The 15,501-nt window shown below is 35.4% G+C and carries 15 protein-coding genes; 12 read left to right on the forward strand and 3 right to left on the reverse strand.

The window, feature by feature from the left end; all coding sequences use genetic code 11:
- Nucleotides 1–80: 80 nt before the first annotated feature.
- From ACTJIW_RS14060 to ACTJIW_RS14085, 6 genes are all read left to right on the forward strand, one after another.
- A complete protein-coding gene (locus tag ACTJIW_RS14060) occupies nt 81–1,442 on the forward strand; it encodes an FGGY-family carbohydrate kinase (RefSeq protein ID WP_012026187.1) in 1,362 nt (453 codons plus the stop codon).
- Between the two features lie 98 nt (nt 1,443–1,540).
- Nucleotides 1,541–2,281, forward strand: coding sequence for a (Fe-S)-binding protein (locus tag ACTJIW_RS14065; RefSeq protein ID WP_440716887.1), 741 nt, complete (start codon nt 1,541–1,543; stop codon nt 2,279–2,281).
- Nucleotides 2,282–2,442: 161 nt separating this feature from the next.
- Nucleotides 2,443–3,846 (forward strand): lactate utilization protein B, encoded by a 1,404-nt coding sequence (locus ACTJIW_RS14070; protein ID WP_440716888.1) that lies wholly within the window; start codon nt 2,443–2,445, stop codon nt 3,844–3,846.
- A complete protein-coding gene (locus tag ACTJIW_RS14075) occupies nt 3,836–4,423 on the forward strand; it encodes a LutC/YkgG family protein (protein ID WP_440716889.1) in 588 nt (195 codons plus the stop codon). The genes ACTJIW_RS14070 and ACTJIW_RS14075 overlap by 11 nt, the downstream gene beginning before the upstream one ends.
- A gap of 311 nt (nt 4,424–4,734) precedes the next feature.
- Nucleotides 4,735–5,178: a hypothetical protein gene (locus tag ACTJIW_RS14080; protein WP_440716890.1), complete on the forward strand. Its 444-nt coding sequence runs from the start codon at nt 4,735–4,737 to the stop codon at nt 5,176–5,178.
- Nucleotides 5,179–5,375: 197 nt separating this feature from the next.
- Nucleotides 5,376–5,765: a helix-turn-helix transcriptional regulator gene (locus ACTJIW_RS14085; RefSeq protein WP_012026182.1), complete on the forward strand. Its 390-nt coding sequence runs from the start codon at nt 5,376–5,378 to the stop codon at nt 5,763–5,765.
- A gap of 45 nt (nt 5,766–5,810) precedes the next feature.
- Here ACTJIW_RS14085 and ACTJIW_RS14090 read toward each other — a convergent pair whose 3' ends face one another.
- Nucleotides 5,811–6,143, reverse strand: coding sequence for a YegP family protein (locus ACTJIW_RS14090; protein ID WP_012026181.1), 333 nt, complete (start codon nt 6,141–6,143; stop codon nt 5,811–5,813).
- Nucleotides 6,144–6,332: 189 nt separating this feature from the next.
- Here ACTJIW_RS14090 and ACTJIW_RS14095 point away from each other — a divergent pair, with 189 nt between their 5' ends.
- The 3 genes from ACTJIW_RS14095 (at nt 6,333) to ACTJIW_RS14105 (ending at nt 8,661) form a co-directional block, all read left to right on the forward strand.
- Complete coding sequence (locus ACTJIW_RS14095) at nt 6,333–6,818, forward strand: copper resistance protein NlpE (RefSeq protein ID WP_440716891.1); 486 nt, start codon at nt 6,333–6,335, stop codon at nt 6,816–6,818.
- Between the two features lie 126 nt (nt 6,819–6,944).
- Complete coding sequence (locus ACTJIW_RS14100) at nt 6,945–8,069, forward strand: XdhC family protein (protein ID WP_440716892.1); 1,125 nt, start codon at nt 6,945–6,947, stop codon at nt 8,067–8,069.
- Entirely contained in the window at nt 8,047–8,661 is a 615-nt protein-coding gene (locus ACTJIW_RS14105; protein WP_440716893.1) for a nucleotidyltransferase family protein, read from the forward strand. The genes ACTJIW_RS14100 and ACTJIW_RS14105 overlap by 23 nt, the downstream gene beginning before the upstream one ends.
- A 63-nt stretch (nt 8,662–8,724) precedes the next feature.
- Here ACTJIW_RS14105 and ACTJIW_RS14110 read toward each other — a convergent pair whose 3' ends face one another.
- Nucleotides 8,725–9,873, reverse strand: a complete 1,149-nt coding sequence (locus ACTJIW_RS14110; protein WP_440716894.1) for a cysteine desulfurase family protein — start codon at nt 9,871–9,873, stop codon at nt 8,725–8,727.
- A gap of 333 nt (nt 9,874–10,206) precedes the next feature.
- Here ACTJIW_RS14110 and ACTJIW_RS14115 point away from each other — a divergent pair, with 333 nt between their 5' ends.
- From ACTJIW_RS14115 to ACTJIW_RS14125, 3 genes are read left to right on the forward strand one after another with little or no spacing between them, the layout of a single operon-like run.
- A complete protein-coding gene (locus tag ACTJIW_RS14115) occupies nt 10,207–10,845 on the forward strand; it encodes a (2Fe-2S)-binding protein (RefSeq protein WP_121360774.1) in 639 nt (212 codons plus the stop codon).
- The gene (locus ACTJIW_RS14120) at nt 10,842–11,822 is read left to right on the forward strand and encodes an FAD binding domain-containing protein (RefSeq protein WP_440716895.1); all 981 of its coding nucleotides are present in this window, start codon (nt 10,842–10,844) and stop codon (nt 11,820–11,822) included. Before ACTJIW_RS14115 ends, ACTJIW_RS14120 begins: the two co-directional genes overlap by 4 nt.
- Nucleotides 11,823–11,830: 8 nt before the next feature.
- Nucleotides 11,831–14,035, forward strand: coding sequence for a xanthine dehydrogenase family protein molybdopterin-binding subunit (locus tag ACTJIW_RS14125; protein ID WP_440716896.1), 2,205 nt, complete (start codon nt 11,831–11,833; stop codon nt 14,033–14,035).
- A 56-nt stretch (nt 14,036–14,091) separates the two neighbouring features.
- Here ACTJIW_RS14125 and ACTJIW_RS14130 read toward each other — a convergent pair.
- A protein-coding gene (locus ACTJIW_RS14130) for an IS3 family transposase (RefSeq protein ID WP_440718436.1) occupies nt 14,092–15,458 on the reverse strand; the annotation gives its coding sequence in 2 pieces (ribosomal slippage) (nt 14,092–14,990 and nt 14,990–15,458; 1,368 coding nt in all).
- Nucleotides 15,459–15,501 lie beyond the last annotated feature (43 nt).

A 15,501-nucleotide genomic window follows, 5' to 3' on the forward strand; every position in this document is an offset into this window, starting at 1 on the left:
AGTTGTGAATTATGAGTTAATAAAAGACTGAACAAAAATCACAATTCACAATTCACAACTTACAATTTACAATTAAAAAAATGAATGTAGTTGCAATTTTTGATATTGGTAAAACAAACAAAAAAGTATTTTTATTTGACGAAAACTATAGAATTGTCTGGGAAAAATCAGTTAATTTCGACGAAACAGTCGACGAAGACGGTTTTCCCTGCGAAGATATAGAATTGCTTAAAAACTGGATTTTTGAGCGTTTAGAAGAAATAAAAGCTTTAACCAATTATGTTTTAAAAGCCATCAATTTCAGCACTTATGGTGCGAGTTTTGTCTACATTGATAAAGAAGGAAAAGTTTTAACTCCTCTGTATAATTATTTAAAAGATTATCCGGAGGATTTAAAAAATGACTTTTACAATAAATACAAAGGAAAAGAAGCATTTGCTGTAAAAACAGCTTCTCCGGTTTTGGGAAGTTTAAATTCAGGAATGCAGATTTACCGTTTAAAAGAAGAAAAACCAGAATTATTTGAAAAGGTAGAATATTGTTTACACCTGCCTCAATTTTTGAGTTTTCTTTTAACCAATGAAGCTTATACCGATATTACAAGCGTAGGCTGTCATACCAATCTTTGGAATTTCAAAAAAATGAAATACCATAAATGGCTCAAAAGCGAAGGTATTTCAAATAAAATTCCGCCGTTTTATTATGGAAAAGATGTTATAAAAACAAAAGAAGGTCTGGCAGTAGGAGCAGGGCTTCACGATAGTTCATCGGCCATTATTCCGTATACCATAAACTTTACAGAACCGTTTGTATTATTATCTACAGGAACCTGGAGTATTTCCTTAAATCCGTTTAATAACAAAGCACTGACTTTTGAAGAACTGCAAAATGATTGTTTATGCTATTTGCAATACACAGAAAAGCCTGTAAAAGCAGCAAGACTTTTTGCAGGAAACGAACACGAAGTACAAACCAAACGTTTAGCAGAACATTTTAACGTTCCAGTTGATACATACAAAGAAGTTTACTTTGATAAAAACATCGTATCAAATTTAAGAGCTTTAAATTTCCAGATTATTTACCCTAAAAAGTATAATTTTGATATACTGAAAGAATGCCCTTTTCAAAAAAGAGACCTTTCGACATTTAAAAGCTACGAAACTGCCTACCATCAATTAATGCTGGATTTGGTAGAACAACAAGTATTTTCAACTAATTTAGTCATTCATAACAGTCCGGTAAAGAAAATTTTTGTAGACGGAGGTTTCAGCAAAAATTCTATTTTCATGAATTTACTGGCAGAAGCATTCCCGGATGTAGAAGTTTACGCCGCATCAATGGCACAGGCAAGTGCTTTGGGAGCTGCATTGGCCATTCACCAAAACTGGAATCCTAAACCAATCCAGAATGACTTAATTGATTTGAAATTTTACAAACATTAAAATGTATGCCGCAGATTACAGCAGATTTAATTTTAGAAAACCTGTAAGTATCGGTTTAATCTGCCAAACCTGCGGGCAAAAAATAAAAAAAATAAAAAATGAAAATCGGGCTATTTATACCGTGTTATGTCGACCAGTTTTACCCAAAAGTGGGTATTGCGACATACGAGCTTTTGCAGAAATTAGGCTGTGAAGTTCATTTTCCGATGGGACAGACCTGTTGCGGCCAGCCAATGGCAAACAGTGGTTATGAGCACTTAACAAAAGGCTGTGATACCAATTTTATAGCTAATTTTACCGGATTCGATTACATCGTATGTCCTTCCGGAAGCTGCGTTCTGCATGTAAAAGACCATTTGCATGACGAAAAACAAGAAGAAAAAGCAACAGCAATTCGAAATACAGTTTATGAACTGACAGAATTTATAACTGATGTTTTAAAAATTGACCACATTGACGGAAGATTTCCTTATAAAGTAGGGATGCATGTAAGCTGTCACGGACAACGCGGTTTAAAACTTTCGCAGATGTCAGAACTAAACGCACCGTTTTTCTCAAAACCAGAGCAATTGCTCCATAGTATTAAAGATCTTGATTTGGTTGCTTTAACGAGAAAAGACGAATGCTGCGGTTTTGGAGGAACATTTTGTGTTACCGAAGAAGCCGTTTCTGTAAAAATGGGACAAGACCGAATTAAAGATCACGAAAGTCACGATGTGGATTATATTACAGGAGGCGATATGTCCTGCTTAATGCATTTAGATGGAATTTTAAAGAGGCAAAAAAGCAGAATTAAAACCATCCATATTGCTGAAATATTAAATTCACTCGAAAACTAAAAATAGATGTTGAGTATAAAATTTAACCGCAAAGTTCACAAAGTTTACGCAAGGTTCGCAAAGTTAATTGATCCTTGCGTACCTTGCGTTTTTTCTTTGCGCACTTTGCGGTTAAATAAACCATTATAAACATTTCAAAATTGACTTTTAAATAATTAAAAATGTCATCAGAAAAAATAACACCGCACAGCGAAGCCGCAACAAAATTCAACAAAGATGTGGAACGTGTCAACTGGCATGATGAAACACTTTGGTTTGTTCGTGCGAAACGCGATAAAGCAGCTCATAATATTGATGACTGGGAGCTTCTTCGTGAAACGGCTTCAAGAATAAAAGCCAATGTACTTTCAAATATTCACGATTATTTAGTAGAATTTGAGGCTAATGCCCAAAAAAACGGAATAATAGTACATTGGGCGGCCGATGCAAAAGAACACAACGAAATAGTGCATTCGATCATGGCAAAACATGATGTAAAGCAAATGGTGAAATCAAAATCGATGCTTACAGAAGAATGCCATTTAAACGATTATTTAGCCGAAAAAGGCATAGAGGTTATCGACTCAGATTTAGGTGAATATATTGTACAGCTTCGTAAAGAACCGCCAAGTCATATTGTACTGCCTGCCATTCACCTTAAAAAAGAAGATGTAAGCGAAACTTTTCACGAACATCTTGGAACCGAAAAAGGCAATTTTAACCCTCAGTATTTAACTGAATCTGCACGACATAGTTTAAGAAATACTTTCCTGACCAGAAAAGTAGCTTTAACCGGAGTAAATTTTGCAGTAGCAGAAACCGGAGAATTTGTGGTCTGCACCAACGAAGGAAATGCCGATATGGGCGCACACTTAGCCGATGTTCACATTGCCTGTATGGGATTTGAAAAACTCATCCCACAGCGAAAACATTTAGGCGTTTTCCTTAGATTATTAGCAAGAAGTGCCACAGGACAGCCTATAACGACTTTTTCTAGTCATTTTAAGAAACCAAGAGACGGAAAAGAACTTCATATTGTAATTGTCGACAACGGCAGAAGCAAGCAGTTAGGACGCGAAGATTTTAGAAATTCACTAAAGTGTATTCGCTGCGGTGCCTGCATGAATACATGCCCTGTTTACAGACGAAGCGGCGGACACAGTTACCATAATGCGGTTGCGGGACCAATTGGTTCTATTCTGGCACCCAACTTAGATATGAGCCAAAATGCCGATCTGCCTTTTGCCAGTACGCTTTGCGGTTCCTGTACCAATGTTTGTCCGGTAAAAATTGATATTCACGATCAATTGTACAAATGGCGTCAGGTTTTGGTAAAAGACGGCTATACGCCAAAAGCAAAAACCATAGCCATGAAAACGATGGCAACAGTTTTGGCAAACCCAACGATTTTTAATATTGCAGGAAAATCAGGAAGATTTGTAATGAAAAATGTTCCGGCAATGGTAAATAATAAAATGAACAAATGGTACGACCAGCGCGAAATGCCAGATGTGCCGCAGGAATCTTTTAGAGAATGGTACAAGAAAAATTCGAGAGAATCTAAAACAAAAGACAATGAGCAGTAAAGCCGAAATTTTAAACAGAATAAAAGCGAATCAGCCTGATTTGGTTACGGAACTGCCGGATTTAAATCTTTTAGGTTCCGAGAATTTTGATACACTCGAAACTTATAAAACGGTTTTAAAAGGAATTGGCGGAGATCCTGTTGAAGTATCAAACTATCAGGAAATCATCGATTATATAAAAGCAAACTATAATCTTGACAAAAGAATAATTACAACACTTCCGGAACTTTCAGAAATTGCTTCTTTAGACTGGAACAATGTCGATCCGCATTCGCTTCAGGATGTTGAGCTTACAGTTATAAAAGCACATTTTGGAGTTGCAGAAAACAGCGGACTCTGGGTAACAGATGATATTTTAGGACAGCGTGTTTCGCCTTTTATTGCACAGTATTTAGCAATAATTGTTCACAAAAATGATATTGTTAGAACCATGCAGCAAGCTTATGAAAGAATAGGGAATCAGGAATATGGTTTCGGGACTTTTATTGCAGGACCGTCAAAAACGGCAGATATCGAACAATCGTTAGTTTTAGGTGCGCATGGAGCTAGAGGACTAATTGTTTTTTTATTAGATTAGAGAAAAATAAATTTTATAGAAAAAGAGGACTGCTAAGTCCTCTTTTTTATTTTCAATATATAGGGAAAATCTCAAATGAGAGAAGTAAAATATAAGTAAAAAAATACAAATAGAATTAATTACAACCTATGGTTATATTCTATAAGCTGGTTTGTAAGAAAAAAAAGGTGATTATGCGTAATATTGTGAAATGATGTGTTCATAAATTTAAGCATCTCCAAAAACATTTTTTTTAAGCCTAAGACAAATTCTGATAAGAGTCTCCCAAAACTTTTCTTAGAATTTTGTGTTTTTAATTATTTAGTATTATTATGTTCATTTCCCTTACCCATGATCAAGTGCAGTTTTGCTACGGATCAAAAAAATGGCAGTACAGTTTTAACGAAATTGTAGAACTTGGACTGCTCAAAAAAAAGAGAACCTACCTCTTTGTAAATGCAGCTTTTATTGCAGTCACCATTTTAGCCTATTACTGCATGATTTTTACCAATTTAATGGAACTCTATTATGTAATACCCGCTTTATTGTGTTACACTTTTTTAAGTATTATGCGATTTAACAACAATACAGAGTTCGATTATTTCGTTATTGTAAAAGATATCTACCGAAAAGAAACCAAAATAAAAATAAATGCTCAGGATCGCCCGGCGATTGGCAAGCAGATCGACAACTACCTAAATTTTGAGTTTAACCGAATTTTAGAGAAACAAAAAACCAGACATTATAATGAATCGATTATTGAACAATGTTTCTAATTACGATTTAGCGTTTATTGTTATTGCTCTGGTCTATGGTTATATAACTATAATTAGAAAAAAATAAACAATCAGGCTTCATTTCTCACCTACAATTGAAGCAGTATTTAGATTCCAAAATAAAAGTTATAGCTGCAATACCCCTAAGTTTAGTAGCGGCTGTTTCAGCTATATACGCCCTTACCCAAATCAAACTTATGGCAACTTCAATAAAAAGTAAAATAAAAAGCATTAGAGAGTTAAAAAATTATACTCAGGAATATATGGCAGATCAACTTGGTGTCACGCAGGCAGGTTATAGTAAAATTGAAAAAGGAAAAACCATTTTATCTTACGTCAAATTAGTTGAAATTGCGAAGATTTTAGAAGTTAGTGTAGAAGATATTATTAGTTTCGACAGTCAGAGATATTTCAACAATTTTAATACCGTAAAAGGAAACAGCAACAACGGAAATATATTAATTAATTCTAATAATGGAGAAGCCTTAAAGGAACTCTATGAAGATAAAATAAAACTTCTGGAAAAGCTTTTAAATAAAACAGAAGAAGAATTAAACCGATATAAAAAGAAATTCGGTCAATTATAACAAAAAAACGAGGCTCTTAAGCCTCGTTTTTTGTTTATTATATTTTTAAGATGTCTGATCATCAACAGCTGCATCCGGAGCATTTTTCTTAACAGATTCGATTCCGTTTTCTCTGGCAGAAACGCTTTCATACACTTCGCTAGCTCCTATAATCTGGCCGTTGCTAGCTTTTAAATTAAAATAAGGTTTACCATTTTTAGCTTCTTTTCTGTCATAACGATTATCATCCTGCGAGTTTGTTTTTACAGATTCAATTCCGTTTGTGCAGGCCGCTTTAGTTGTATAGCCTTCACTTGTTAAAATTGTCTGGCCGTTGCCAGCTTTCAAATTAAATTGAAATTCACCATTGGTTCTTTTGGTAATTACAAATTTTCCCATGTAGTTTTATTTTAAGTTAACTATAAATATTTTGCTATTGATAAAAATACAAAACTTGATGACATAAATGATATTGTAAGAAAAAATTATCGTTTTTAATTTGTTAAGTATTAGGACTGAGAATAGAAGCTTTTGAATAATAACGTAAGAAAATTTGGTATATTTGAAAGAATAATAAATCTAAAGAAGATGAAAAATTTAGTTATTTTATTAGCAGTTGCAATTCAGTTAACGGCTTGTAATTCGAAAAAAAAGGAAGATGAAATTGTAAAAACCAAAACAGATACAACAGCCGTAAAAACCGAAAACACTGTTGTCACAAATGTTTTGGTATACGAAGGTTTACTGCCTTGTGCAGATTGCAGCGGTATTCAGACAGTTTTAAAAATCGATCTTGGAAACGGAACAATGGAAGACCAAAAGTTTGAATTATCCAGCATCTATAAAGGAAAATCACCCGAAAAAGAGTTTGTAGAGAAAGGAAATTTTAACACCGAAAGAGGCCTGGAAAGTGATCCAAACGGCACAACTTTTATTCTAAATTGGGACAAATCAGCCGAAAAACAAATTTATTACGGCTATTTTAGTTCAGATACCAAAAAGATTTATATGCTCGACCGCAGCAAAAAAATAATAAAATCGAAACTCAATTATTCCTTAGAACTTAAGAAATAACAAATCCCGATTTTTAAATTCAAAATATTATAAACTGAAACACACTCGTTAAGTTTATAATATTTTTTTATTTTTAAAGTATGAAAGCGTCATCAATTCTAATTCTTTTTGATGAACATTATTTTTATGAAAGAAATCAGCGAAATTCTCAAAGCCTATTCACAAGCAAATTCGGAAGGAAAAAAAACAGCTTTGGCTACAGTCGTTAAAGTTGAAGGATCTTCGTACCGACAACCCGGAGCGCGTATGCTTGTTACCGAAGATGGCCAGCTTACAGGAGCAATAAGCGGAGGCTGTCTGGAAGGAGATGCACTGCGAAAAGCACTGCTTTCCATTAATCAAAAACAAAATAAACTCATTACTTATAATACCAATAATGAAGATGATATTGAATTAGGATTGCAGCTTGGATGTAACGGAATTGTACATATTTTGTTTGAATATATAAATGATGAAATCCCTAATAATCCCATTCAGCTTTTACAACAACTGGAATTAGAAAGAAAAGAAGCCGTAATAGTTACTGTTTTTTATCTAAAAAGAAATGCCCATCAAATAGGAACAGCATTATTTTTTAGAAAAGAAAGTCCCGTATTAAGCTGTAACAATGATATTCCAGATCTAATTTCTGATGTAAATGAAGTAATGCAGACCAAAACTTCTGCAGTAAAAAAACTTCCGGGAGAAAACAGTACCGAAGCCCTGATAGAATACATAAAACCTGTTATTTCGCTCGTTATTGCCGGAGCAGGAAACGATGTGCAGCCTTTAGTAAAAATGGCTTCAATTTTGGGCTGGAAAGTTATTATTGGCGACGGCCGCGCCACTCACGCTGTATCAAAACGTTTTCCAAAAGCAGATAAAGTAAATGCCGTAAAACCAGAACACTTTTTAGAAGATATTCTAATCGACGATCAAACCTATTTTGTTTTAATGACCCACAATTACAAATACGATTTAGCGGTTTTGAAAATGCTTTTAGAAACTAGCTGTCAGTACATTGGAATCCTCGGCCCCAAAACCAAACTGCAGCGAATGCTCGATGATCTTCAAAATGAAGGAATAAAAATCAGCGAAGAACAATTAAAACGTATTTACAGCCCAATTGGATTAGATATTGGAGCCGAAACTTCTGAAGAAATTGCTTTATCAATTGTTTCAGAAATAAAAGCCTTTGCCACAGGAAAAACCGGAACTTCCCTGAAATTCAAAACCGGAAAAATTCACGATGAAATTCATTATGGAGGATAAATTTCAAAATAAAACCGGTATTGTAATTTTAGCCGCCGGCAGTTCTTCCAGATTAGGACGTCCGAAACAATTGCTGCAATACAACGAATCGACACTTTTAAAAAACACAATTTCAGAAGCTTTAAAAGTACCGGATTCATTTTTGATTGTTATAACAGGATCAAACAGCAAAATCATAGAAAAAGAACTTCTTTCCTTTGATGTCACAATTTGTTTTAATGAAGATTGGGAAACCGGAATGGCATCATCAATAGTAAAAGGACTTAATGAATTACTGCATTTAAATCCCAATTGTGAACAATGCATTTTTGCAGTCTGCGACCAGCCTTTTGTGACTAGTTTTATTTTTGAAAATCTTATAAACGAATATCATAAAACAGGAAAAGGAATTACGGCTTCGGCATATTCTGAAACTGTGGGAACACCCGTTTTATTCCACAAAAAGTACTTTAAAGAGTTACAGGATTTAAAAGGGCAGGAAGGGGCAAAGAAACTTATTAAAAAATATTTTGAAGATACAGCTTCAATTCCTTTTGAAAAAGGCAGTATCGATATTGATACTGAAGAAGATTACAATAAGCTTATTTTTTGAGAGGGGCAAAGGAGCAAAGGAGCAAAGGAGCAAAGGTTGAATTAATTGAGGCTTAATAAAAACTTAGCGTTTTAGAGACAAAACTAATTGCTCAGCCGAAGTCAAAATACGTTCAACAGCAATATCAATTTCTTCTTTCGTAGTAAATCTTCCCAGACTAAAACGAATCGAACTCAAAGCTTCTTCATCAGACAATCCCATTGCTTTTAAAACGTGTGAAGGCTCAGAAGTAACCGCCGAACACGACGCTCCATTCGAAACCGAGATATTCCCCAAAGCCATAATTAACTGTTCTGAATTTACCCCGGGAAAACAAATATTTGTGGTATTGTAAATTCGGTTCTGAATATTTCCGTTTACAAAAGAACCTTTAAATTGCAATAACCCTTTTTCTAATGCATTTCGAAGTCTTTCAATTCTGATTTTATCATTTTCTAATTCGTTGACAGCTATTTCTGCTGCTTTTCCTAAACCAATAATTCCGGGAACATTCAGTGTACCGCTTCGCAGTTTTTTCTGATGTCCGCCGCCAGTAATCTGAGGAAGCAGTTTTATTTTGGCTTTCGCCGAAAGATACAAAGCACCAATTCCTTTTGGTCCGTAAAATTTATGAGCAGACATTGTTAAAAGATCAATTCCCAAAGCTTTTACATCAATAGAAATTTTTCCAACAGCCTGGGTAGTATCACACAAAAAAAGAACATTTTTGCGTTTTAAAATAGCAGAAATTTTACTGACATTTTGTATGACACCTGTTTCGTTATTAGAAAACATTCCAATGAAAACCAGTGTTTTATCTGTAACAGTTTCATTTAAAAGATTAAGATCTAAAAGCCCGTCACGTTCAACAGGAAGATAGCTGGCATTAAAGCCGATACTTTCCATAAAGCGGCAAGTTTCAATAACTGCTTTATGTTCTGTTTCAAGAGTAACAATATGTTTGCGTTCCTGATCAGCCAGACCTTTTATTGCCAAATTGATTGCCTCAGTTGCTCCAGAAGTAAAAATAATTTCTTCTGCATCAGCATTTATTAAATCAGCAGTTTGCCACGCAGCATTTTCAATTGCTTCCTTAACCGTTAATCCTGCAATATGCTGACTTGTAGAATTGGCATATAAATCTGTAAAATAAGGAAGCATAGCTTCGAGAACGCGTTCATCAACACGGGTTGTGGCATTATTGTCCAGATAAATATTTTGCTGCTGCGGCATAAATCAAAACTTAGTCTTGTAAAAGTACAATTTTCAATGTAAAAACAAATGTGCATAATTTTTCTTAACCGAAGGACGCTAAGATTTGTATAAGCTGGATTTTTACAAAAACGCAAAGTTCGCAAAGCTTCATCTACACAAAGTTTTGCGAACTTTGCGTTTTTTATAGATGATAAAGAGAAAAAACTTTGCGCTCTTTGCGGTTAAATCTCAAAGCGAAATTGTAATTATTCTAAATAAGAGTAATGTTTGAATTTCATAACTTTTTGTGGATTAAGATTGTTAAATTTGTTAGAATACCCAAGTGATTTTGCTAATTTAAAGATAGATAGAATGGCTTCTAAAAAAACAAATCCGAATACGGCAGCAGAAAATGACTCAAATTCCCGTCGTGACTTTATAAAAAAATCGGGTCTTTTTACTGCTTTGGCCTTTACGCCGCCTTCGCTGGTAATGGCTTCAGAGAATAAATGGGATGAAAAAATAGCGGAGTATTTAGAAACAGTACCGCTTTCTATCGAGGTAAACGGCAAAAAACACAATCTTAACATTGAACCAAGAACTACTTTACTGGATTTGTTAAGAGAGCAGTTACAGCTTACAGGAACCAAAAAAGGCTGTGACCATGGGCAATGCGGTGCATGTACGGTTCACCTAAACGGAACAAGAATTTTATCGTGCCTGACTCTGGCATCCATGCAGCAAAATGCACAGGTAACCACAATCGAAGGACTTTCAAAAGGAAAAAAGCTGCACCCAATGCAGGAAGCTTTTATCAAGCATGACGGTTTTCAGTGCGGTTATTGCACGCCGGGACAAATCATGTCGGGAATTGCCTGTATCAAAGAAGGCCACGCCAACAGCAGAGAAGAAATCAGTGAATATATGAGTGGCAATATCTGCCGTTGCGGCGCTTACCACAACATTGTTGATGCCATAACCGAAGTGAAGGAAGGAGGGAAGGAACTATGAAAAACTTTCAAATAATTAGAGCATTATCATCGGGTTCGGCGGTAACCAATATCAGCAAAGAAAAAGAAGCGATGTTTATTGCGGGAGGAACCAATCTGGTTGATTTAATGAAAAAGAATGTGGTTGCTCCAGAAAAGCTGGTTGACATTAACGGACTGGATCTTAAAAAAATAGAATTTTTAAAAGGAAAAGTTTCGATAGGCGCTTTGGCAAAAAACAGTCAGGTTGCCGAAGATGCTTCTATAAAAGAAAAATATCCTTTGCTGTCTTTAGCTTTAGCGGCGGGAGCATCGCAGCAAATCAGACACATGGCTACAGTTGGAGGCAATATGTTACAAAAAACAAGATGCTCTTATTATTACAATACTGATATGCCTTGTAATAAAAGAACACCAAAAAGCGGCTGTGGCGCGATTGGAGGTTCAAACAGAATGTCGGCTGTTTTTGGAGCTTCAGACAGTTGTATCGCTGTTCATCCAAGCGATATGTGTGTGGCTTTGGCAGCATTAGATGCACAGGTTTTGGTAGAAGGACCAAAAGGCAAACGACAAATTAAATTTACCGATTTTCATCGACTTCCTGGAAATACGCCCGAAAAAGACAATACTTTGGATAATAAAGAATTGATTACCTCAGTTGAAATTCCGGATAATAATTTCACTAAAAATGTACATTATTTAAAAGTTCGTGACAGAACAAGTTATGCCTTTGCATTGGTATCTGTCGCTGTGGCTTTAGACTTAAAAAATAATGTGATAAATGATGTTAGACTGGCAATGGGAGGTGTCGCGCATAAACCATGGCGATTAACAGAAGCGGAAGAATTTCTGAAAGGGAAAACAATTTCAGAAGAAACATTTAGACAAGCGGCCAATTTATCAATGAAAGGCGCAAGAGGATACGGTGATAATGATTTTAAGATTACACTTGGAGCCAATGCCATAACAGAAGCACTTACTATAGCAGCATCAAAATAATTAGAATTATGAGCAAGACAAGTAATATTAATAGAGTTGACGGATTTGCTAAAGTAACGGGTTCAGCAACTTATTCGGCAGAATATAAAACGGCTGGTGTTGTGTATGCCTGTTTGGTTGGAAGCACGATTGCAAAAGGAAGAATCAAAACCATTGATACAAAAAAAGCCGAATGGGCGCCGGGAGTTTTGGCGGTTATTACACATTTAAATGTAGATAAACCTGTTGGTTACGAAAAAGCAAAAGACAAACATAATTTTGGTCAGCCTTTGCAGATTTTCAAAGACGATTCGGTTTTGTATTACGATCAGCCAATTGCTTTGGTTATTGCCGATACTTTTGAGCGTATGCAATATGCGGCGAGTTTAATTAAAGCCGATTATTTTAAAGAAGAACATTCGACTGAACTAAAAAAAGCAGCTGATAAAGAGAAAAAAGTCGAAACAGATAAAGGAAATGATTACCATCGCGGTGAACATGACGGATATAAAAATGCAGAGGTAATTTTAGAAGCCGAGTACACCATTCCAACAGAAGTGCATAACCCAATGGAACTGGCCAATATTATTGCCAAATGGGACGGAAATAAGCCTGTTTTATATACTAAAAGCCAAGGTGTTGAAGGAACGCGTAAAAGTGTGGCTGGAGTTTTTGGAGTTTCAATTGAAGATGTTGAGGTACATTCTGAATATCTTGGTGGTGCATTCGGTATGGGATTACACACCTGGCCGTATGAAATTGCAGCCTTAATTGGTTCTAAAAAATTAAATCGTCCGGTAAAATTAGTTTTACACCGCGAGCAGATGTTTACCAATGTAGGTTTCAGACCTTATACGATTCAGAAAATGGGTCTTGGCGCAACAAAAGCCGGAAAACTTACTGGCTTAACGCACGAAGCCGTTGCCATGACATCTAGCTACGAGGATTTTATGGAAGGAACCGTAAACATGTCTCGATTTATTTATGATTGTGCCAATGTTTCGACTCGTTATAGAATTGTGCCTTTGGATACCTGCACACCAATTTGGATGCGCGGCCCGGGTGAAGCGACAGGTTCTTTTGCCTTAGAATGTGCCATGGATGAACTGGCGCATAAATTAAATATGGACCCGATTGAATTTCGAAAGCTGAATTATGCCGAGAAAGATTTGGAACAAAATAAACCATGGAGCAGTAAATATCTTCTGGAATGTTACGAAGGCGGAATGGAGCGCATTGGCTGGAAAAACCGTAAAAATGAACCGGGTTCTGTGAAAGAAGGAAACTGGCTGGTTGGCTACGGAATGGGAACGGGAACTTTTGGCTGTTATAGAAGCCCGACTTCTGTAAAAGCAAAATTTTTACCAGATGGAAATTTAGTACTGCAATGCAGTGTAAATGATATGGGACCCGGGACAGCAACCATGATGACGGCGATTGGAGCTGAAATCACAGGTCTTCCTGCCGAGAATGTCATCATTGAAATGGGAAAAAGCGGATTACCAAAAGGTCCTACGCAGGGCGGATCGGCTACGACTTCGTCTGTTGGTTCTGCAGTGCATGATTCTTGTAATTTACTAGTTAGTAAAGTATTGGAATTGGCAGCGCAAAATCCAACTTTTAAGGGAATCGCCATTACGGATTTAACTTTTGAAAATGGTTTAATTTCTTCTAAAAAAGACAAAACAAAAACGCTTGCTTTAACTTCTTTACTAACCGTTAATAAATTAGAAGGATTAGAAGTTGAAAATCTCTCAAAGGGAGCAGAAGAAGCGAAGAAATATTCTATTTATTCGTTTTCAGTTCATTTTGTAAAAGTATTAGTGAATCTGAATTTAGGGAAAATACGATTGGCACACGTGGTTTCTTGTGCTGATATTGGAACGGTTATTAATCAAAAAACATCAGCTGGACAAATGTTTGGCGGTGCAGTAGGAGGTATCGGGATGGGATTAATGGAAGCATTAGAAATCGATCATCGTTTCGGACGTCCGATCAATAACAATTTTGCAGATTATCATGTTCCCGTAAATGCTGATATTGAAAAGCAGGAAGTTTTCTTCGTCAATAAAAAAGATCCAATCAGCAACCCAATGGGAACAAAAGGTCTTGGGGAAACAGCTTTAGTCGGAATGGCGCCTGCCATTGCAAATGCCGTTTTTAATGCAACAGGAAAACGTGTTAGAGATTTACCGATTACGTTGGATAAAATTATAGAAACTGTTAAGGTTTAATCAAAAAAAAGACATTGAAAAATAGACTGCACCCAAAAGTTTAGACAAATTAATAATTAAGTTTTATAATAATGAGCTCGATATTGTATCGGGCTCATTCCTTTTAGATTAAGTTTAATCCTGTCATTATTATAATAATTTATATACTCGATAATCTCTTGTTTCAATTGATTAATGGAAGTGTATTTTTTTAGATAAAACAACTCTGATTTTAATATTCCAAAGAAGTTTTCAATTATCGCATTATCAAGACAATTGCCTTTTCTGGACATGCTTTGCATAATTCCTTTTTTCTTTAATAAATGCTGATATTGTATCATTTGATACTGCCATCCTTGGTCAGAATGCAGAGTCAGATTAGTATTATCGGGTATTTTTTTAAATGCTTTTTCAAGCATATTTAAAACTTGATTAAACACTGGTCTTTGCGATAATTCATAGCTAATTATCTCTCCATTAAACAGATCGATTATCGGCGATAAGTACAATTTATTGCCAGAAACATTAAATTCAGTCACATCGGTTGCCCATTTTTGATTAGGTATATCAGCCTTAAAATTGCGCTGCAGTAGATTAGGGGCTATTTTTCCCTGCTCTCCTTTATACGATCTGTACTTCTTGATTCTGATTAGACTTTTTAATCCTAAAAATTTCATTAATCGAAGCACTGTTTTGTGATTAATTAAAATCCCCTCTTTTTTGAGTAATAGAGTAATACGTCTATATCCTAACCTGCCCTTATGATAATTGTAAATCTGTTTAATTAAATCTTTTATCTCTTGATATTTATCGATTACCTGACCTTTCTTTTCATAGTAATAATACGTACTTCTAACCATGTTCATACAATTTAGCAAAAGATCTAAATCATACTTATGCCTTAATTCCATTATGGTTTGAGCTTTTTGTTTTGATTGGCTTGCTCGGCTTGAACTAAGGCGTTGAACTTTTTTAGAATTTCGTTCTCAGCGCGCAGGTACTCTAACTCCTTTAAGAGTTCCTCTTCCCTGGTTAAAGGTTTGTCTGTTTTTCGTTGCTTTCTCTTAAAATTCATAACTGCTGGTCTGCCACGTGATTTAAGTTCTAAGCCTGCCAAATCATCTTTTGCATATTTTCTTTGCCAGCTAATTATGGTTGACTGCGCTGGAATTTTGAAAATCAAGCAGGCTTCATCCAAAGATAAAGACTTATTTTCAATGGTTTGTATTACTTTTAATTTAAAGTCTGCAGTATAAACTTTATTTTTCTGCCTTGGTAAAAGACCTTCAATTCCAAATTCATTATAGCGGCTAATCCAGCATGTAAGGTTGCTTTCAGCTATCTTGTTTGCTCTAGCTGTGCCTTTAACCGAGTTATGCCTTTTCATAACTTCTTCTACACAACGAAGTTTAAATTCACAATTGTACTTGACTTTTCTTTCCATAAAAATGCCCCCAAATAGTGTCTAACTTTTTGGGGGCAGTTCA

The organism is Flavobacterium sp. 22659, assembly GCF_052044235.1.
Taxonomy (GTDB): domain Bacteria; phylum Bacteroidota; class Bacteroidia; order Flavobacteriales; family Flavobacteriaceae; genus Flavobacterium; species Flavobacterium johnsoniae.